Annotated in this window: 15 protein-coding genes; 8 read left to right on the top strand and 7 right to left on the bottom strand. The window is 51.7% G+C overall.

Annotated elements, in window-relative coordinates; all coding sequences use genetic code 11:
• Nucleotides 1-35: 35 nt before the first annotated feature.
• The gene (locus MZ182_RS12485; protein WP_248069660.1) at nt 36-2,474 is read right to left on the bottom strand and encodes a S8 family serine peptidase; all 2,439 of its coding nucleotides are present in this window, start codon (nt 2,472-2,474) and stop codon (nt 36-38) included.
• 551 nt (nt 2,475-3,025) lie between these two features.
• Here MZ182_RS12485 and MZ182_RS12480 point away from each other — a divergent pair.
• The 8 genes from MZ182_RS12480 to MZ182_RS12445 all read left to right on the top strand — a co-directional run bounded on the left by MZ182_RS12480 (nt 3,026) and on the right by MZ182_RS12445 (nt 12,332).
• Entirely contained in the window at nt 3,026-3,634 is a 609-nt protein-coding gene (locus MZ182_RS12480) for a TetR/AcrR family transcriptional regulator (protein WP_004393990.1), read from the top strand.
• Nucleotides 3,631-4,782 carry an efflux RND transporter periplasmic adaptor subunit gene (locus MZ182_RS12475; protein WP_248084965.1) on the top strand — a complete coding sequence of 384 codons (1,152 nt, stop codon included), beginning with the start codon at nt 3,631-3,633 and terminating at the stop codon, nt 4,780-4,782. The genes MZ182_RS12480 and MZ182_RS12475 overlap by 4 nt, the downstream gene beginning before the upstream one ends.
• On the top strand, nt 4,779-5,984 hold the full coding sequence (locus MZ182_RS12470; RefSeq protein ID WP_004393995.1) for an ABC transporter permease: 1,206 nt from the start codon (nt 4,779-4,781) through the stop codon (nt 5,982-5,984). Before MZ182_RS12475 ends, MZ182_RS12470 begins: the two co-directional genes overlap by 4 nt.
• Nucleotide 5,985: 1 nt before the next feature.
• Nucleotides 5,986-6,696, top strand: coding sequence for an ABC transporter ATP-binding protein (locus MZ182_RS12465; protein WP_004393997.1), 711 nt, complete (start codon nt 5,986-5,988; stop codon nt 6,694-6,696).
• A gap of 28 nt (nt 6,697-6,724) precedes the next feature.
• The gene (locus tag MZ182_RS12460) at nt 6,725-7,198 is read left to right on the top strand and encodes a cytochrome c (protein ID WP_003056106.1); all 474 of its coding nucleotides are present in this window, start codon (nt 6,725-6,727) and stop codon (nt 7,196-7,198) included.
• Nucleotides 7,185-8,672 (top strand): efflux transporter outer membrane subunit, encoded by a 1,488-nt coding sequence (locus tag MZ182_RS12455; RefSeq protein ID WP_248114722.1) that lies wholly within the window; start codon nt 7,185-7,187, stop codon nt 8,670-8,672. The genes MZ182_RS12460 and MZ182_RS12455 overlap by 14 nt, the downstream gene beginning before the upstream one ends.
• A gap of 130 nt (nt 8,673-8,802) precedes the next feature.
• Nucleotides 8,803-9,360, top strand: coding sequence for a recombinase family protein (locus MZ182_RS12450; protein ID WP_034377874.1), 558 nt, complete (start codon nt 8,803-8,805; stop codon nt 9,358-9,360).
• A gap of 2 nt (nt 9,361-9,362) precedes the next feature.
• Nucleotides 9,363-12,332: a Tn3 family transposase gene (locus tag MZ182_RS12445; RefSeq protein ID WP_218996753.1), complete on the top strand. Its 2,970-nt coding sequence runs from the start codon at nt 9,363-9,365 to the stop codon at nt 12,330-12,332.
• A gap of 189 nt (nt 12,333-12,521) precedes the next feature.
• Here MZ182_RS12445 and MZ182_RS12440 read toward each other — a convergent pair whose 3' ends face one another.
• The 6 genes from MZ182_RS12440 to MZ182_RS12415 all read right to left on the bottom strand — a co-directional run bounded on the left by MZ182_RS12440 (nt 12,522) and on the right by MZ182_RS12415 (nt 18,844).
• Nucleotides 12,522-12,902 carry a rhodanese-like domain-containing protein gene (locus MZ182_RS12440; RefSeq protein WP_041408159.1) on the bottom strand — a complete coding sequence of 127 codons (381 nt, stop codon included), beginning with the start codon at nt 12,900-12,902 and terminating at the stop codon, nt 12,522-12,524.
• Nucleotides 12,903-12,933: 31 nt separating this feature from the next.
• The gene (locus MZ182_RS12435; protein WP_011788872.1) at nt 12,934-13,146 is read right to left on the bottom strand and encodes a DUF2892 domain-containing protein; all 213 of its coding nucleotides are present in this window, start codon (nt 13,144-13,146) and stop codon (nt 12,934-12,936) included.
• Between the two features lie 41 nt (nt 13,147-13,187).
• Nucleotides 13,188-16,415: an efflux RND transporter permease subunit gene (locus MZ182_RS12430; protein ID WP_248069686.1), complete on the bottom strand. Its 3,228-nt coding sequence runs from the start codon at nt 16,413-16,415 to the stop codon at nt 13,188-13,190.
• A gap of 25 nt (nt 16,416-16,440) precedes the next feature.
• The gene (locus tag MZ182_RS12425) at nt 16,441-17,463 is read right to left on the bottom strand and encodes an efflux RND transporter periplasmic adaptor subunit (RefSeq protein WP_248069702.1); all 1,023 of its coding nucleotides are present in this window, start codon (nt 17,461-17,463) and stop codon (nt 16,441-16,443) included.
• Between the two features lie 170 nt (nt 17,464-17,633).
• Nucleotides 17,634-18,350, bottom strand: a complete 717-nt coding sequence (locus MZ182_RS12420; RefSeq protein ID WP_011788875.1) for an SIMPL domain-containing protein — start codon at nt 18,348-18,350, stop codon at nt 17,634-17,636.
• 107 nt (nt 18,351-18,457) lie between these two features.
• Nucleotides 18,458-18,844 (bottom strand): VOC family protein, encoded by a 387-nt coding sequence (locus tag MZ182_RS12415; RefSeq protein ID WP_011788876.1) that lies wholly within the window; start codon nt 18,842-18,844, stop codon nt 18,458-18,460.
• Nucleotides 18,845-18,913 lie beyond the last annotated feature (69 nt).

Genomic DNA, 18,913 nt, shown 5'->3' with positions numbered 1-18,913 from the left:
AATTGCAGGCTCTTATCATTGATACCGATATGTGGTTAGTTAAAACTGAGCTCCCAGCTATCGATATAACCAACGTCACCTCGGGAACTGTCTACGGCTTTTAACTTCCATATGCCGCTTGAGTCTGCCCCTGTCATATCCGCTGTATAGCTTTTGTTGATATTGTCTGTGCCTGCACCTGTATTGTTGTGCAGTGTAACCGTTTTACCTGAAGGGCTGATAAGCTGCACTTTCAAATCACCAATGTAAGTGTGAACAATGTTCACTACCACAGTCACAGTGCCTGAGTCACCCGTACGAGTCACTGTGATTGGGCTAGTGATCCCTGCGGCTTTATTATCAGGGATGTTGTAGTTATCAGTATTGCTATAGCTTGTTGGCGCGCCGCCATCATTAGATGCCGTATAGCTTGCTGTTAACGACACACCGCTGAAGGCAGAATATCCCTTCACCATAGCGTAGTAAGTACCTGATTGTATATTGGTAATTGGGCAAGATTCACTATTGCCACTTTTATAGGGGCGGCAATCGTAGTTGGAGGTAGTTGGTGCTGCGCCGTATTGAACATATAAGTCAGCATCGCCTGTTCCACCATTCATCACAAAGCCTAGGTTAGTTGCACCTGCAGGAACCTCAAATGAAAAATGTAATTCTTCACTTGCTGCGCCAGCTAAGCCTGTTTTAGCCACACCGTTCACAAGTACACTATCGCCCGGTTCGGTTGGATCAACAGGATCGGTAGGACCATTACAAGAGGCATCCAAATAAGCTTTTGCGGCAACGGCATTGACTAGACCATAGCCGTAATAGTTATCACGGCCCGCAGTCCCAAGATCTTCTGCGGTCATTTTCAATGCGTTACGCACTTGCGCTGCACTACATTCTGGGTGATAACTCCATACTAATGTGGCTACGCCAGAAACATGGGGTGTCGCCATTGAAGTGCCGTTGTAGTACTCATAATCTTTGTTGCCTTGGTTACTGACGGTGACGGTTGCACCAATTTGATTACGTAGTGCTAAGCCAGTGGCGCGATCTACAGAAACGGACACTAAATTAGCTTCGTTGTTGGCATCCACTAAGAATGGGTTTTGCAGGCCTGGTAAGCTAGTGTTACTGAAAACAATGACCGCACTGGCACCTGCATTTTTACAGGCTTTTACGGCATTAATTTCTGGATAGCTAGTGCCCTGATTGCCGACGCGTTCAACTAAACAGATTTTATTGGTCATGTTGCCGCAGTTAAAACTTGTGCCGCTAACGGTACATTCTGCTAGTGCCGCTGTCGCCGTGCCATTAAACGGTGCGGGTACGTAGTTGCTACCTGATGAAACATATCGATTATGGGGTACAACACCTGCATCAAAATACGATTGGCTGCCAATTGTGATATCGGCTAGCCGTCCTTCACCACGGGTAACGGTAGAGAGCACCGCTTCACCGGGACCTGCGATTTCAACTTGATTTGTGTACTGGGAAAAGGCCGAGTGGTTTTTATTGCTGTCGACGGAAGCCACTGACATCACACTATCATAGGAAGCGGGGTAGCTGTGGGTGCTATTTCCCGCATTTCCTGCCGCGGCAATAAGTAGCACGCCATTATTATAATGGGCTGCCATCGCATTACGTTCAGTTGTACTCGAACCTGAGCCACCTAAGCTCATAGTCACAACATTGGCTCCGTTTGTAACACAGGTATCTATTGCTGAAACTAGGGATGAGGAGTAACCCCAGCCTGATTCGTTAAATACTTTAACGATATGAATATTGGCATTTTGATTTGGCATTACACCGACAACGCCATCGTTGTTGGCGATTGCGGCAATGGTACCTGCAACGTGGGTGCCATGGGCGTTGTTATTACCCGGTTCAAACCAGTTACCTGTGCCTGAGTTATTGGTACCTGTGACATTGTTACCATTGAGATCGCTATGCCCGCGATCGTAGCCTGAATCGATAATGCAAATGGTACGATTACCCGCTTGGCTATCACTCAACTGGGTAGCACCCACATAGGTTTGTCCCCAAGGCGTGGTTTCGCTCAGAAAATGACGCGGTAAATCCTCCTCAACATATTCCACATCGGGTCTGGATTTTAATGCGCTAATCCCTTTGGCATCGAGTTTGACCGAATAGCTATTCGTGCGTCCAATACGCTTCATTTCTTTCGCTTGGACTTTATTCAGCGCACTGTGTTGAGCACTGATCTCAGCGACCATTGGCTGATAGTCCATTGTGGTAGGCAGAGCATCAACTTGGACACCCTCGGTTGATTGTAAATTATTGGCAGACATGGCCGCTGCTGTGTCAGCATTTTTGAATTTGACAATATACCGTTTAGGTAGTGGAGAGGTTTGTGCTTGCATTCCGGCGGCTAAATCAAGTGGTAGTGGCGCAGCATTTATCCCTACTGAAATAGCAATGGTTAAGCTTGATAGGCCTAAAGCTATTTTTGTGCCTTTATTTCTAGTCATATTTTCGTCCATGGTTAATTTAGTGTTAATCATTATTATTTTGTGTTTTTAAAGAATAACTACGACACAGATGCTACTCGGTTAGTGAATTTATCTTTGATAAAAAGATTTGTAAATTAATTGTTATCTTTAGTGGCGAGGGGGTAATAGGCGTGTTTGACAGTCGTTATTTGTGAATAAAAATTCAATATGTAACATGTTGTAACGATTTTTTGGTGGCTTTAGATGTTTTTTTATGTGGATTACATGAATAAGCGAATGCGAATTTACGCGTTATATCAGCCTTTGATGTGTGACTGCTATATCGTAATTCACTGATATTTAGTTATATATTAATTTGCTATTTAAAATTGTTTTTTATGCTATTTTGTTGTCTAAAAAAAGAGGGTGGGGAGTAAGTGATTGATTATGGGGACCTCTCAGAAAACGGAAAATAAAGCACGTTAAGCCCATTGCAGACGCTAAATATTGACGAGGACGTCAGGTTTCTCTTGTTTGAGTTGCCTCTTGTGATATGATAGTAATCAATTACTATCTTAAAAGGAGTGCTCGTGGACACCCATCCAAAGCATCTGCCGGCCGATGAGCGTCGTGCCGTAACTGTCGAGTCCGTCGTGGCACTTGCCGGTTCACAAAACCCAAGCGAGATAACCACTGCGGCTATCGCTAAACACATGAACTTGACCCAGGGTGCGCTGTTTCGGCACTTCCCGAACAAGGAAGCTATTTGGCAGGCGGTCATGGAGTGGGTAGCAGAGCGCCTATTAGCCAGAATCGATCGATCCGCACAAGGAATCGAGTCGCCCTTGGCAGCCATGGAGGCGATGTTCATGAGTCATATCGAATTCGTAGCTGAGCACCCAGGCGTGCCAAGAATGATGTTTGGTGAGCTTCAGCGTGCCGAATCGACACCGGCCAAGCGCATGGTGCAAACCTTGATTCAGCGCTACGGCGAACGTTTGCATCGTCTCATCGAGAAAGGCAAGGCCAGCGGCGAGTTGTCTCCCTCGCTTGACAACGAGGCGGCGGCAACGCTGTTCATTGGCACGATCCAGGGCTTGGTCATGCAATCGCTGTTGGCGGGTGATGTGGGACGTATGCACCGCGATGCGCCGCGCGTCTTTGCAATTTATCGGCGTGGCATAAGGAGTGCGCAATGAAAAAGTTACCCTTGCAAGGCCGCACCCTGGCGCTGCTTGCCGTCATCATTCCTTTGCTGGTGCTTTTTATTTATGTCGGTCTGCGATCAGGGCCGCTCGCCCCGGTCGCTGTGACGGTGGCAAGCGTTGAATCACGGGCTATCACACCGGCGCTGTTCGGCATCGGCACGGTGGAGGCGCGCTACACCTACAAGATCGGGCCGACGTTTGCCGGGCGCGTCAAACGCCTGGAGGTGCATGTAGGCGACCAGGTCAAGGCCGGACAGGTGCTCGGCGAGATGGAGCCGGTCGACCTCGATGATCGGGTGCGCTCACAGGAGTCGGTATTCAAGCGGGCGGAAGCGGCTTTGCGCGAGGCAGAAGCCCGGCAAGCCTACGCGCAAACCCAGGCGCGCCGCTATGAGCAATTGTTTGCGGTGCGCTCGACCAGCGAGGAAATCGTCACCACCAAGCGGCAGGAACTGCAGATCGCCGATGCCGCCCTATCCGCCGCTCGGGAAGATATTGCCCGGGTACGCTCCGACCGCGAAGGACTCGTCGCGCAGCGGAGCAATCTGCGCCTGATCGCGCCGGTCGACGGTGTAGTCGCCGTGCGCGATGCCGATCCCGGCACGACCATCGTCGCGGGCCAGGCCGTGGTGGAGGTGATCGACCCCAAGAGTTTGTGGATCAATGTGCGCTTCGACCAGATCAGCGCATCGGGGCTGGCTGGGGGGCTGCCGACCCGTATCGTCCTTCGTTCGCGTGGTGGCCAGACCTTGAAAGGTCGCGTGCTGCGGGTGGAACTCAAGGCCGACGCGGTAACCGAGGAAACGCTTGCCAAGGTGACATTTGATAACAAACCAGAACCTTTGCCACCAGTGGGTGAACTGGCCGAAGTCACGGTTGACTTGCCGGCGCTCCCGGCCGCTCCACTGATCCCCAACGCTGCCGTCCAGCGTGAAGGCGATAAAGTTGGTGTCTGGCAAATCGTGGATGGTGATCTGCATTTCTCCCCGGTCAAGCTCGGCACTTCCGACCTCAATGGTTACGTGCAGGTGCGCGAAGGGCTCAAGAATGGGGACCAGGTTGTGACCTATAGCGAAAAGGCACTGACGGCGCGCAGCCGCATCCATGTGGTCGAGCATATCCCGGGAGTTTCACGATGATCAGCCTGGCCGGCCGCGACATTCTCCATGCCTGGGGGAAATTCGTCTTCACCGGCATCGGTCTGGGTCTGCTGATCGGCGTCACCCTAGTCATGGCTGGGGTGTACCGAGGCATGGTGGACGACGGCAAGGCGTTGCTCGACAACAGTGGCGCTGACCTTTGGGTGGTGCAAAAGGATACTCTGGGTCCTTATGCGGAGTCGTCCAGCCTCAACGATGACGTGTATCGCGCCATTCTCGCCATGCCGGGAGTCTCACAGGCAGCGAACGCGACCTACCTGACCATGCAGGTACGCAAGGGCGAGAGTGATGTACGCACCATGGTGGTCGGCATCGCGCCCGGTGCGTTGGGGGCTACACCCGGATGGCCTCCTTATCTCGTCGCTGGACGCCAGATCACGCGCGGTCACTACGAGGCTGTGGCCGACATCGCCACCGGCTTCAAACTGGGAGATCGTCTTGCCATTCGCCGCAATCATTACACCGTCGTGGGGCTGACACGGCGCATGGTGTCGTCCAGCGGCGACCCGATGGTATTCATTCCGCTCAAAGATGCCCAGGAGGCCCAGTTCCTCAAGGACAACGATGCCATCTGGCAAAGCCGGCGTCGCACCGAAGCCAACCCGGTCTTCAATCGACCCGGTGATCCAGGTTTGCTGGATGCCGTGATTGCTTCACAGAGCAGCAACGCGTTCGTCAATGCCGTGCTGGTCACTCTGAAACCTGGTCATGCGCCGGACGAGGTTGCCGAATCCATCCAGCGCTGGAAGCGTTTGACGGTCTACACCCGGGCACAGATGGAAGACATCCTCGTCGGCAAGCTGATCGCCACCTCGGCCAAGCAGATCGGCATGTTCCTTGTGATTCTGGCCATCGTTAGCGCGGCCATCGTTGCCTTCATCATCTATTCGCTGACGATGGACAAAATCCGTGAGATCGCGGTGTTGAAGCTCATCGGCACACGCAACCGAACCATCGCCGCGATGATCATGCAGCAGGCGCTCGCCCTGGGCGTGATTGGCTTCGTGGTCGGCAAGATCACAGCCACCTTTTCAGCACCGGCTTTTCCAAAATATGTCCTGCTCACGCCAATGGATTCTGTCGCCGGTTTTTTTGCCGTGCTCGTGATCTGCGTTCTAGCTAGCCTCGTCGCCATTCGCATGGCACTCAAGGTCGATCCGGCCGAAGCCATTGGAGGTTGAGATGAGTGGCAAAGGGATACACATCGAAAGTTTAAGCAAGCGGTATGGCGATGGTGACACCGCTGTCTTTGCCTTGAGAGACGTGAATATGCATGTTGCGCCTGGTGAAGTGGTGGGACTGATCGGCCCTTCCGGGTCCGGCAAGAGCACGCTGCTCAAGTGTCTGGGTGCGGTGATCGAACCGACCGCCGGTCGCATGACGCTGGGCGATGAAGTGATCTACGCCGATGGCTGGAAAGTCCGCGACCTGCGCGCCTTACGGCGTGACAAGATCGGTTTCGTTTTCCAGGCGCCGTACCTGATTCCGTTTCTCGATGTCACCGACAACGTGGCGCTGCTGCCGATGCTTGCAGGCGTCGCGAATGGAGAGTCGCGCGCGAAGGCACTGGAATTGCTCACAGCGCTTGATGTGCAACACCGAGCTCGCGCAATGCCCTCGCAACTCTCCGGTGGCGAGCAGCAACGGGTCGCCATCGCGCGCGGACTGGTCAATCGTCCGCCGGTGATCCTGGCCGATGAACCCACTGCGCCGCTGGATTCCGAGCGCGCCATGGCTGTAATCCGCATCCTCAACGACATGGCCCGGAAGTTCGAGACCGCCATCATCGTCGTCACCCATGACGAAAAGATCATCCCCACATTCAAGCGCATCTACCACATCCGCGACGGCGTGACCCATGAGGAAGCTGGCGAAGGGCGGGAGTTCGAATGAGAGAACGATTGAATTACAGGAGAATTTCATGACCCACCGCAAACACAGCCACGCATTTGGAACTATCACCCTGACCGTTACGGCCTGCCTGCTTTTATGGGGTTTTCAGTTGCCAGCTTGGGCTGGTGACGCTACCCAGGTTGAGCCACTGGCGCTACGCAAGATCATGCAGGAACTCGGGCGCAACATGCAGGCTATTACCGGTGCGATTTCGCAGGAGGAATGGGTTCAGGTCGTTCAGCTCGCCCCAAAAGTTGCTGCACACCCCGAGCCACCGCTTACTGAAAAAATGCGCATCCTTGCTTACCTCGGCGCTGATGCGACCAAGTTCAGAAACTTTGACGCGCAGACTCACGAGGCGGCGCTGGCCATGAAGCTGGCTGCTGCGAGCAGCGACGGCAAGGCGGTGATCCAATCATTCGCCCACGTGCAGGAAAGCTGCTTGGGCTGCCACCAAGCTTTCCGTAAACCTTTCGTGGAGCATTTTTATGGAGCACGCTAAAACATGCCAGCGCCCCATCAGCCTCGAAAGACGGCTTGCGGCAACTTACCTGGTAGCTGGTCTGGTCACCGCCGGTCTGGCCGGCTGCGCCGCCGGCCCTGATTTTCAGCGTCCCACCGCACCCGATGTGGCTCGCTACACTGCAACACCGGTAGCTGATAGAACCGTGTCCGCTCCCACGCAGTTCGGCGAAACACAACGTCTAGTCGAAGGGCTTCCGATCGAAACGCAATGGTGGCAAAGCTTGGGTTCATCCGCACTCGACGGACTGATAAACGAAGCTTTCCATGTCAGCCCGACGCTGGCGAGCATCAGCGCCAATTTGCGACAGGCGCAGGAGCTTCTTGCCGCACAGGCGGGCTCGACGCAATATCCACAGGTAGATGTCGCACTGGGATCTCAGCGCCAGCAAATGAGTCCCAGTAGCCAAGGGTTGAGCGGAGACGCACGTCAATTCAGCCTCTACAACGCCAGCGTTGGCGTGCATTACAACCTCGATCTGGCTGGCGGCAACCGGCGCGCACTCGAAGCCTTGGCTGCTCGCGCCGACTACCGTCGCTTCGAACTGAATGCTGCGCGCCTGGCCCTTGCCGGCAACATGGCAACCGCTGCCATTACCCGAGCACGCCTCGCCGCGCAACTAGAAACCACTACTGCCATTTTGCGCGTGCAGGATGAGCAACTGCGCCTAGCCCATGAACGCGTGCGTATCGGTCAGGCCTCACCTGATGAAGCGTTGAGCCTACAAGCTCAGGCGGAGCAAACGCGGGCAGAACTGCCTGCGCTGCGTAAACAACTGCAACAAACCGAACATCTACTGGCGGTGCTAGCCGGTCGTGCCCCAGGCACGGGTGGCATCCCGGCCTTCACTCTGGCCGATTTCACTCTGCCCGTCGAGATGCCGCTCGTCGTGCCCTCAGAACTGGTGCGCCGCCGACCGGATATCCAGGCGTCAGAGGCGCTGTTGCATGCGGCCAATGCAGACTATGGTGTGGCTGTCGCCAAGCTCTACCCACAGATCAACCTGAGCGCCAACCTTGGCTCTCAAGCGCTGACCACCGGTGCCCTGTTCGGTGGTGGCTCGGCAGTGTGGGGCCTGGTTGCGCAGCTCACCCAGCCTCTTTTTAATCCAGGGCTACCCGCTGAAAAAAGAGCGGCGCTCGCCGCTTTTGATGCCGCCGCAGCCAATTACCAGAGCGTCGTATTGGAGTCTTTGCGTAACGTCGCCGACACCCTGCGCGCGGTGGAAAGCGATGCACAAACTTTGACTGCCCTCGCTGCCGCTGATATGGCTGCACAGGCCTCATTGCAGTCGGTCGAGCGGCAATACCGGCTGGGCGCGGCCAGCTACCTGCAACTGCTCATCGCGCAGCAACAGGCACAGTCAATCCGGATCAATATGGTTGCGGCCCAGGCACAACGCCTAGTCGATAGTGTTGCTTTATATCAGGCCCTGGGAGGTGGTGTCAGTTAAGGCTATACCCTAACCTGATGTCAGATGCTGGGCGCAAACTACGTCAGAATAGAATTACAGTTTGCATTTATTGACACAAGCTGCCAAGGGTAATAGATTTCATCCTGACACTTTCACCTTTGGAGGCATCTTGCAAGGTCAACGCATTGGCTATGTCCGCGTCAGCAGCTTCGACCAGAACCCTGATCGGCAACTGGAGCAAATCGATGTCGGTAAGGTCTTCACCGATAAGGCTTCCGGCAAGGACACGCAACGTCCCGAACTTGAAAGGCTGCTGGCCTTCGTCCGCGAGGGTGATACCGTGGTGGTGCACAGTATGGACAGGCTGGCACGCAACCTTGATGACCTGCGCCGCATCGTTCAGGGGCTGACACAACGAGGCGTGCGCATGGAGTTTGTTAAAGAAGGGCTGGCGTTCACCGGCGATGACTCACCGATGGCCAACCTGATGCTGTCGGTCATGGGGGCTTTTGCGGAGTTCGAGCGCGCACTGATCCGCGAACGCCAGCGCGAGGGGATCGCGCTTGCCAAACAGCGTGGCGCCTACCGGGGACGAAAGAAATCGCTAAACAGCGAACAGATTACCGAGTTGAAACGGCGAGTCGCGGCTGGCGATCAAAAAACCTTGGTGGCCCGTGACTTCGGCATCAGCCGCGAAACCCTGTACCAGTACCTGCGGGAGGACTGACCATGCCGCGCCGCTCAATCCTGTCCGCCACCGAACGCGAAAGCCTGCTGGCACTGCCAGATGCCAAAGACGAACTGATCCGGCAGTACACGTTCAACGAGACTGATCTGTCGATCATCCGCCAGCACCGTGGCCCCGCAAATCGATTGGGCTTCGCTGTGCAACTTTGCTACTTACGATTTCCCGGCATCTTTTTGGGCATCGATGAGCTTCCGTTTCAGCCCTTGTTGCGCATGGTGGCCGCACAACTCAAGGTGCCAGTGGAAAGCTGGAACGAGTATGGTCAGCGCGAGCAGACACGGCGGGAGCACTTGGTTGAGTTGCAAACGGTGTTCGGATTCAAGCCCTTCACCATGAGCCACTACCGGCAAGCCGTCCATACATTGACCGAACTGGCCTTGCAGACCGACAAAGGCATTGTGCTGGCCAGCGCCCTTGTCGAAAACCTGCGGCGGCAGAGCATCATCCTGCCCGCCATGAATGCCATCGAGCGCGCGAGCGCCGAGGCCATCACCCGTGCCAACCGGCGAATTTACGCGGCGTTGACCGATTCTTTGTTGTCGCACCACCGTCAGCGCCTAGATGAACTTCTCAAGCGCAAGGACGGCAGCAAATTGACGTGGCTGGCATGGCTGCGCCAGTCGCCCATCAAGCCGAACTCTCGGCATATGCTTGAACATATCGAGCGCCTCAAGGCTTGGCAGGCGCTTGACCTTCCCGCAGGCATCGAGCGACAAGTTCACCAGAACCGCCTGCTCAAGATCGCCCGAGAGGGCGGACAGATGACACCCGCCGACTTGGCCAAATTCGAGGTGCAACGACGCTATGCCACTCTGGTTTCGCTGGCCATTGAAGGCATAGCTACCGTCACCGACGAAATCATCGACCTGCACGACCGCATCATTGGCAAACTATTTAACGCCGCCAAAAACAAGCATCAGCAGCAGTTTCAGGCTTCCGGTAAGGCGATCAATGACAAGGTGCGGATGTATGGCCGCATCGGCCAAGCCTTGCTGGAAGCCAAACAGAGCGGCGGCGATCCGTTCGCCGCCATCGAGGCAGTAATGCCGTGGGATACCTTCGCAGCCAGCGTCACGGAGGCGCAAAAGCTCGCGCAACCGGAGAGTTTCGACTTTCTGCATCGCATCGGTGAAAGCTACGCTACGTTGCGCCGTTACGCGCCGCAGTTCCTGGACGTACTCAAGCTTCGGGCGGCGCCAGCCGCCAAGGGCGTACTCGATGCCATCGAGGTGCTTCGCGATATGAATAGCGACAACGCCCGCAAGGTGCCCGCCGACGCGCCGACCGTATTCATCAAACCGCGCTGGGCCAAATTGGTGCTCACGGACGATGGCATTGACCGGCGTTACTACGAGCTGTGCGCCCTGTCGGAGCTGAAGAACGCGCTGCGCTCAGGAGATGTCTGGGTGCAGGGTTCGCGGCAGTTCAAGGACTTCGATGAGTACCTAGTACCGGTCGAGAAATTCACCACCTTGAAGCTGGGCAACGAATTGCCGCTAGCAGTGGCCACCGATTGCGATCAGTATTTGCACGGCCGACTGGCATTGCTGGAACTGCAGCTTGCCACCGTCAACCGCATGGCTGCGGCCAATGATCTGCCGGATGCCATCATTACCGAGTCCGGCCTGAAGATCACGCCGCTGGACGCGGCAGTGCCGGAGACTGCACAAGCCATAATCGACCAGTCGGCGATGCTGCTGCCACACGTAAAAATTACCGAACTGCTGATGGAAGTTGATGAGTGGACAGGCTTCACCCGGCATTTCACGCACCTGAAGACCGGCGACACGGCCAAGGACAAAACCTTGCTGCTGACGACTATCCTGGCTGATGGCATCAATCTTGGACTCACCAAAATGGCTGAGTCCTGCCCTGGCACGACCTACGCCAAACTGTCGTGGCTGCAAGCTTGGCACATCCGGGATGAAACGTATTCGACGGCACTGGCCGAGCTGGTGAATGCGCAGTTTCGACAACCTTTCGCCGAAAACTGGGGCGATGGCACCACATCATCGTCAGATGGCCAGAATTTCAGAACTGGTAGCAAGGCCGAGAGCACGGGACACATCAACCCGAAATATGGCAGCAGCCCAGGACGGACTTTCTACACTCACATATCCGACCAATACGCGCCTTTCAGCGCCAAGGTGGTCAACGTCGGCTTGCGCGACTCGACCTATGTGCTCGATGGCCTGCTGTACCACGAGTCTGACTTGCGTATCGAGGAACACTACACCGACACAGCGGGCTTCACCGATCATGTGTTCGGCCTGATGCACTTTCTGGGATTCCGGTTCGCGCCGCGCATCCGCGACCTGGGCGACACCAAGCTGTTCATTCCCAAGGGCGATACTGCCTACGATGCACTCAAGCCGATGATTAGCAGCGACAGGCTGAACATCAAGGCTATTCGCGCTCATTGGGATGAAATCCTACGGCTGGCCACTTCGATCAAGCAGGGCACGGTGACGGCCTCGCTGATGCTGCGCAAGCTCGGCAGCTATCCGCGCCAAAACGGCTTGGCCGTCGCCCTGCGCGAGCTGGGGCGCATCGAGCGCACGCTGTTCATTCTGGATTGGCTGCAAAGCGTGGAGCTGCGCCGCCGCGTCCATGCGGGGCTGAATAAGGGCGAGGCGCGCAACGCGCTGGCCAGGGCCGTCTTTTTCTACCGATTGGGTGAAATCCGCGACCGCAGTTTTGAGCAGCAGCGCTACCGGGCCAGCGGCCTCAATCTGGTGACGGCGGCCATCGTGTTGTGGAACACGGTCTATCTGGAGCGTGCCACCAGTGCTTTGCGTGCCCACGGCAAGGCGCTGGACGACACGTTGCTGCAATATCTGTCACCGCTGGGGTGGGAGCATATCAACCTGACCGGCGATTACCTATGGCGCAGCAGTGCCAAGGTCGGTGCGGGGAAGTTCAGGCCATTGCGACCGCTGCCACCGGCTTAGCGTGCTTTATTTTCCGTTTTCTGAGACGACCCCATTATGCTTTCTTGCTGCAATTTGTAGTCAATGGTGTGGCATATGCCAATTTATTGGCCCACAACAAAGGAGTCACTGATTTTGCACGGTAAGGAAAATAAGCGCGATAAAAAAGCGCCATCATAAGGCGCTTTTAAGCAGTAAAAGTATTCTCCACTATCTTCGGGCTTCGATTAAACTCTGATAGGCACCAGCATCAAAGGCTTGGGTGTATCCTGCTGCAACTAAATCGGCTACGGCGATACCACTTCGTCGACCACTGCGGCAATACAGTACAACAGGCGTATCTTTAGGTATACCTCGATTCATAAATTCTTGTGTTACTTGCTCAAAAGGAATATTAACGGCATTGGCGAGATGCCCCTCTGCAAATTCTTCAGGCGTTCTCACATCGAGCACCATGGCGCCGGCCACTATTTTCTCCCATGCCAAAGTGGGAGCTAGCTCTGTGGCCTTTGTCATTAATGGTACTAAAAATAGGCTAAATAATGCCATGTACAGCAGACCCTGACCGCGATGCATCAGTTTGTGGATCACGTCGACTCCTCCTAGAAAGATCATATCTTGATTAAGATTGTTTAGCGATTTCAGCCTCTGATTTTACCCCTAATTTACGTAACACTATGGCGGCAGGGCAAAAACCGGTGAAAGCACTTTGAAATAGATTAGCGCCAACAAAGGCGGTTAACCAGAGGAAGTTGTGGTGCACATAGGCGGTTAACACTAATGACAGTAATACCATCAATCCGGCAAAAGCCATTATGCTGCGTTCTAAAGACATATTTTACTCCTTGAGGCAGGGTTATACTGCCAGTATTGTGATTAAGCTATTGTTTCAATTTTGTTTATTCGATTTTTCATTGCTGCGTAGTACAGCACTGGGATCACAATAAGCGTCAATAGGGTAGAAATAAAAATACCAAAGATGAGGCTTATCGCTAGTCCGTTGAATATAGGATCGTCAAGAATAAACAGTGCACCTATCATGGCTGCTAATGCCGTCAGCATTATGGGTTTTGCTCGCACTGCACCAGAGTGGATAACCGCTTGCTCAAAGGGCACGCCAGACGCTGTCTCTTGATTGATAAAATCGACCAATAGTATTGAGTTACGCACAATGATCCCCGCCAGCGCTATCATGCCTATCATGGATGTTGCCGTAAATTGTGCTCCGAGTAAGGCATGTCCTGGCATTACCCCAATGATAGTCAGTGGGATAGGGGCCATAATAACGAGTGGCACAAGATAGGATTTAAACTGGGCCACAACGAGTAAATAAATGGCTATCATGCCAACGGCATAGGCAATACCCATATCTCTAAAGGTTTCGTATGTGATTTTCCATTCGCCGTCCCAAAGCACGGCGATTGAGTCTAGCCCCGTAGGTTGATGGATATAATGTTGATCAAACCCTAAACCATCTACGCTATCAATATTACCCGCCATATCAAACATACCGTAAAGTGGGCTATCTAGTGGCCCTGACATATCTGCAATCACCATGACCATAGGGACCATATTTTTGTGGATAATAGGCACATCAATCTTGCCACGTTTAATGGTGACAAGTTCTGAGATCGGGACAGATTGCCCCGTTTGGCTCTGTAGTTTCATATTCAGCACTTGCTCTAAATCGACTTTTGCACCTTCTTTGAGTTGCAAGCGAATTGGAACAGGTTGTTTTTGTCGGGCTTGATGTAAGTAACTCACGTCTTTACCACCAACTGAGGTGGCAATAAGATCGACGATATTGCTATAGGGAACCGCCATCAGACTGGCTTTACTGCGATCGATCATCACTTGCCATTTTTGCTGGGCAGCAGGCAAAAAGATATCAATGTCTACAACATCTTTGGTTTCATGAAAGAGTGCTTGTAAGTCATAGGCTGCCTGTTCACGGATAGCGGCACTCGGACCATACACTTCTGCCACTATGGGAGACCAAACGGGTGGCCCTGGCGGCACTTCTACCACTTTAATATTGGCTTGATAGGGTTTGCCTATTTGTTGCAACTCATCCCTCACCGATGTCGCAATGCTGTGACTATCACGTTTGCGATGTTTTTTATCCACGAGATTGACTTGGATATCGCCAAGTTCTTGGCTGTTACGCAGGAAGTAGTGGCGCACTAAGCCATTGAAATTCATCGGTGCGTTAGTGCCAGCATATAATTGTACATGTTCAACTTCAGGCACAGTGGTAAGGTAGCGACTCAAATCTTGCAGCACCCTTTGGGTTTGCTCTACTGGCGTACCTTCAGGCATATCCACCATCACTTGGAATTCAGATTTGTTGTCAAAGGGCAGCATTTTAAGGACAACAAGTTGCGCAATGGGCAGCGCGACGGCAATACCAATCAGCACAAAGACGCCTGCGGCTAAGCCTATCCTTGCTTTACGTGCATTTTTACCGAGTAAAAACGGGCTGATAAGATGAGTAAAAAAACGCACCATTTTGTTGTCAGCTTTTTCACCATTCTGGGCCGGATGATTCGCATGGCTTTTAAGCAGTTTACGACTCAGCCAAGGCGTGACAATAAAGGCCACCACGAGGGAGATAAGCATCCCCATACTGGCATTAATCGGTATCGGACTCATATAAGGGCCCATAAGACCCGAGACAAATGCCATCGGTAATAATGCGGCTATTACGGTAAAAGTGGCCAGAATGGTTGGGCCGCCGACCTCATCTACGGCAATCGGAATAAGCTCACTAAAGGATTTTTTGCCGAGCGCCATATGCCTGTGAATGTTTTCTACCACGACGATGGCATCATCGACCAAAATCCCAATCGAGAAAATTAAGGCGAATAATGACACTCGATTTAAGGTAAATCCCCATGCCCAAGATGCGAAAAGGGTGATCGCGAGTGTGATAATAATGGCCACGCCTACCACTAAGGATTCACGGGCGCCCATCGTTAAGAATACCAACATCACCACCGCACTTGTTGCAAAAATGAGCTTTAAAATAAGTGTGTTAGATTTATCTGCGGCGGTTTCGCCATAGTTTCGAGAAACGGTAACGTCCACATTCGCGGGTATCAGCACATTGTTGACCTTGGCGATACGATCCAATATCGCATCGGCAATATCAACGGCATTCTGTCCCGGTTGTTTGCCAATAGCGATTGTCACCGCGGGGTAAATATCGGTTTTATTTCCATGCCAGACGTTCTGTGTGGGGATATCACTCTTTAACGTAATATCGGCAATGTCCGCTAAATAAATGGGGATACTTTTGCCATTTTTATCTTTATAGACACTGACCACTAACTGCTTAATATCATCGATCGATTGTAAAAATTGACCCGCTTGAACTTTAATTTCTTGATTACCTTGCACCATCGAGACTGGCATCGAAATATGGTTATTATCGTTAAGACTTTGCCTGAGTGTGTCGTAGGTGAGGTTATAGCTATTCATTTTGGCAGGATCGATCCGCACATTGGCCACAATATTATGTTGACCAACAGTATAGATTTCACGAGTGCCAGGAATACGTTTAATCTCAGTTTCTAATCCTAATGCCACATGAGTCAGTTCTTCAGCGGATGTGTTTTTATCCTTCGACCAGAGGGTTAGGCTAACAATTGGGACATCATCTATGCCTCGTGGTTTGATCAGCGGTTCTCCCACACCTGCGCCTTGGGGCAATTTATCCATATTGGAATAAATTTGGTTATACAGGCTAACAATGGCATCGTTACGTGCGACGCCAACTTTAAAGATCACAATGATCAATGCGCCGTCGGGTTGGGAAAAAGAATAAAGGGTATCTATTCCCTTTATTTCGGAAATCACTTGCTCGGCAGGGAGAGTGACTAAGTTTTCAACCTCAGTTGGCGTCGCACCGGGAAAGGGAATAAAAACATCGGCAAAAGTGACATCAATTTGCGGTTCTTCTTCCTTTGGTGTCACCAGAATAGCGAACAATCCCAATAGCAGCCCAAGTAGTGCTAATAATGGGGTGATCGCACTATTTTGGAATGCTGCAGCAATTTTGCCGGAAATGCCAAGTGGGGTGTGCAAAGTCGGTTCCTGTTTCATAAAACAACCTCAATAAAACAATAAGTCACTCAGGGCGAGATGGCTTGTTTAGCAGCACTTGATAAGCATCTACTGCGACCTTGTCACCTGATCTTAATCCCGCCAGTACTTCGACCTCACCATCTACAGGTTCGGTGACACGCACTTGGGTGAGTACAAATTCGTTACCTTGTTTGAGATAGACGCTGCTGAGTTCATTCATTGTCAGTAATGCTGATATGGGCAATTGGATTTTTTCCCGCTCACCATTTTTAAATGTTGCTTTTGCCCACACCCCAGGCTGGAGATTAGCTTCATCTTTAGGCAAATTAATTCGCACTTGATAACTGTGACTTACGGGATCGGCAAAGCTAAAGATAGTGAGATCCGTTGAGGTAAATTCGCGTCCATCGCTTAAGTGCACTCGAAATTGCGGTGCATCTTTTAGCTGATTGATGTAACGCTGTGGTACATGGGTTATTGCCCGCATTTGATGTTGTGAAAAACCTGAAAGTAGCGGTTGTCCTGGGCTGATTGATTCACCAAGTTGGACTAAACGTTCTGTCACTATGCCGCTAAAAGGTGCTGATACTACGGTATATTTTAATGATTCAGTCGCTTTAACGACTCGAGCTTGTGCTGCCCTAACTGCTTGCTCAGTGGCTTTAGCGTTGGCAGTGGCTTCATCCATCGCACCTTTAGAGATAGCGCCTTTTGGAAAGAGCTCTTTGTAGCGAGTATATTGGGCTTGGGCCTCGTTATTTAAGGCGTTGGCTTTGGCAAGTTCAGCTTCAAAGCTGGCCAATTCTGCCCCTTGTTCTTTACTGGTTATTTCGAGTAGTGCAGCCCCCTCGGGAACGATATCGTTGACATCATAATTGAGCTTAATGATGCGGCCAGAGGTTTGTGCTGAGACGGTTGCTGCTTTGACTGCCTCAATGGTGGCATCTAAAGTCACCCAATTGGCATAAGGTTTACTCAATACTTCAAGGGTTTCGATAGTATTCGCTTGGATTTGTGCGCTTGATAAAGCGACAACTAAGAGTAAAGCGCGGGAAGTAGGCATCATCACTAGTATCACCTCATACACGGTTAATGAGAAAATTCTAATGGAGTTATTTTCAATAGGCAATCAATATTTATTAGAAAAATTTAATGTTATGGGTTTCCCTAATTTAGGAATAAGACGAACAAACGTCTTATTCCTATGTTTCAATGAGTTATGATTAAGCCTGAAATTTAGTCATTCAAATAATAGGTCAATGTTGAAACAATCCTAATTTGTTTAATGTAAGGCGTGCTGCTGTCGCGGTCTGAAATCGTAAACTGGCCTTGACTTGCGCTTTTAATTTTCCCGAGGCGAGAATCCGAATCTTTAGCAAATTTTTCAGCCACTTCGCGGGCATTTTGAGTAGCCTCTTGTACCATGGTTGGCTTGACTGTATTGAGTTCAGTAAAGAGGAATTCAGTTCGGTTCTCATAGTCTTGGCTTGCAATAGCAATACCTTCTTTTGCCAGATTAATCATTTGTTTGCGGGTATTTAGCATTAAATCGATTTGCGGGGTGTAAATGGATAAATTCACTTTTGCCGAGTAACGGTATCTGACGTTGGGATCGACATAACCTTGAGCTTGACGATCTTCAATGGACGGCAGTGAGATTGTAATTTCTGTGTCGCTAAAGCCTTGCTCTTTTAAAAAGCTAACCACGCGATCGGTTTTTTGTTGTACAGTTTCATAGAGTTTTGGCAGGTTATTATCGACCTCAGTGAAATTGATAGGCCAAATAGCCACATTGGCTTTGACTTCTTTTTCAGCCAGCCCTTTTACCGTGACAGTCCGTTCCATGGCTTTCATTTCAAGCAATGCGGAGCTTGCACTGTGACCCACATAAATGAGTCCTGCACATAAGAAACCACCCAATAATAGGGCGGGGAGTGTGTTTGTTTTTTCCATGAGGCAATCTCTTCGTTAGATAACTCAAGCTACGATACCCAATAAACAGGGGCGGTGCACTGGGTTTATTCCGAATGTTCGCCGCTTTAATGAGGTCTAGCAATAGCTTAGTTTTTGAAAGGTATGGCACTGGGCTGCCATAGTTCAACTTTGTTACCATCGGGGTCGATAAACCAACCGAAACGACCAAATTCAGAGTCTTCGATGATACCGACTTGCTGACCACCCCCTTCAATCACCTGCACGAGTGCTTGTGCCAGATCGTCAACGATAAAGTTGAACATAAAGTTTTTATCCGAGGGCGAGAAATAGTGAGTAGTTTGAGCTAATGGGGTCCAAACATGATAGCCAGGCGTGGGTTTATTATTATGGTAGAACGCGGCACCGCCCCAGTTTTCAATGGGGACTTGAAGGTGGTTTTTATACCAAGTTGCCAAGGCAATAGGGTCTACACTTTTAAAGAAAATCCCACCGAGTCCAATGACTTTAGCCATAGCCGTAGCTGCATTAAGGTGTATGTGGATTAACTGTAGGCAATAAATGGACAAGATACAAAAAAGCCG

Origin of the sequence: Shewanella sp. JNE2 (genome assembly GCF_023159115.1) — a bacterium.
Classification (GTDB): domain Bacteria; phylum Pseudomonadota; class Gammaproteobacteria; order Enterobacterales; family Shewanellaceae; genus Shewanella; species Shewanella putrefaciens.
This window is presented reverse-complemented; position numbering and strand designations above follow the sequence as displayed.

What these genes read in the sequence shown, in the direction of transcription:
- MZ182_RS12485 (WP_248069660.1), bottom strand. Translation starts at nt 2,474, where the DNA reads ATGACTAGAAATAAAGGCACAAAAATAGCTTTAGGCCTATCAAGCTTA.
- MZ182_RS12475 (WP_248084965.1), top strand. Translation starts at nt 3,631, where the DNA reads ATGAAAAAGTTACCCTTGCAAGGCCGCACCCTGGCGCTGCTTGCCGTC.
- MZ182_RS12470 (WP_004393995.1), top strand. Translation starts at nt 4,779, where the DNA reads ATGATCAGCCTGGCCGGCCGCGACATTCTCCATGCCTGGGGGAAATTC.
- MZ182_RS12465 (WP_004393997.1), top strand. Translation starts at nt 5,986, where the DNA reads ATGAGTGGCAAAGGGATACACATCGAAAGTTTAAGCAAGCGGTATGGC.
- MZ182_RS12460 (WP_003056106.1), top strand. Translation starts at nt 6,725, where the DNA reads ATGACCCACCGCAAACACAGCCACGCATTTGGAACTATCACCCTGACC.
- MZ182_RS12455 (WP_248114722.1), top strand. Translation starts at nt 7,185, where the DNA reads ATGGAGCACGCTAAAACATGCCAGCGCCCCATCAGCCTCGAAAGACGG.
- MZ182_RS12445 (WP_218996753.1), top strand. Translation starts at nt 9,363, where the DNA reads ATGCCGCGCCGCTCAATCCTGTCCGCCACCGAACGCGAAAGCCTGCTG.
- MZ182_RS12435 (WP_011788872.1), bottom strand. Translation starts at nt 13,146, where the DNA reads ATGTCTTTAGAACGCAGCATAATGGCTTTTGCCGGATTGATGGTATTA.
- MZ182_RS12430 (WP_248069686.1), bottom strand. Translation starts at nt 16,415, where the DNA reads ATGAAACAGGAACCGACTTTGCACACCCCACTTGGCATTTCCGGCAAA.
- MZ182_RS12425 (WP_248069702.1), bottom strand. Translation starts at nt 17,463, where the DNA reads ATGATGCCTACTTCCCGCGCTTTACTCTTAGTTGTCGCTTTATCAAGC.
- MZ182_RS12420 (WP_011788875.1), bottom strand. Translation starts at nt 18,350, where the DNA reads ATGGAAAAAACAAACACACTCCCCGCCCTATTATTGGGTGGTTTCTTA.
- MZ182_RS12415 (WP_011788876.1), bottom strand. Translation starts at nt 18,844, where the DNA reads ATGGCTAAAGTCATTGGACTCGGTGGGATTTTCTTTAAAAGTGTAGAC.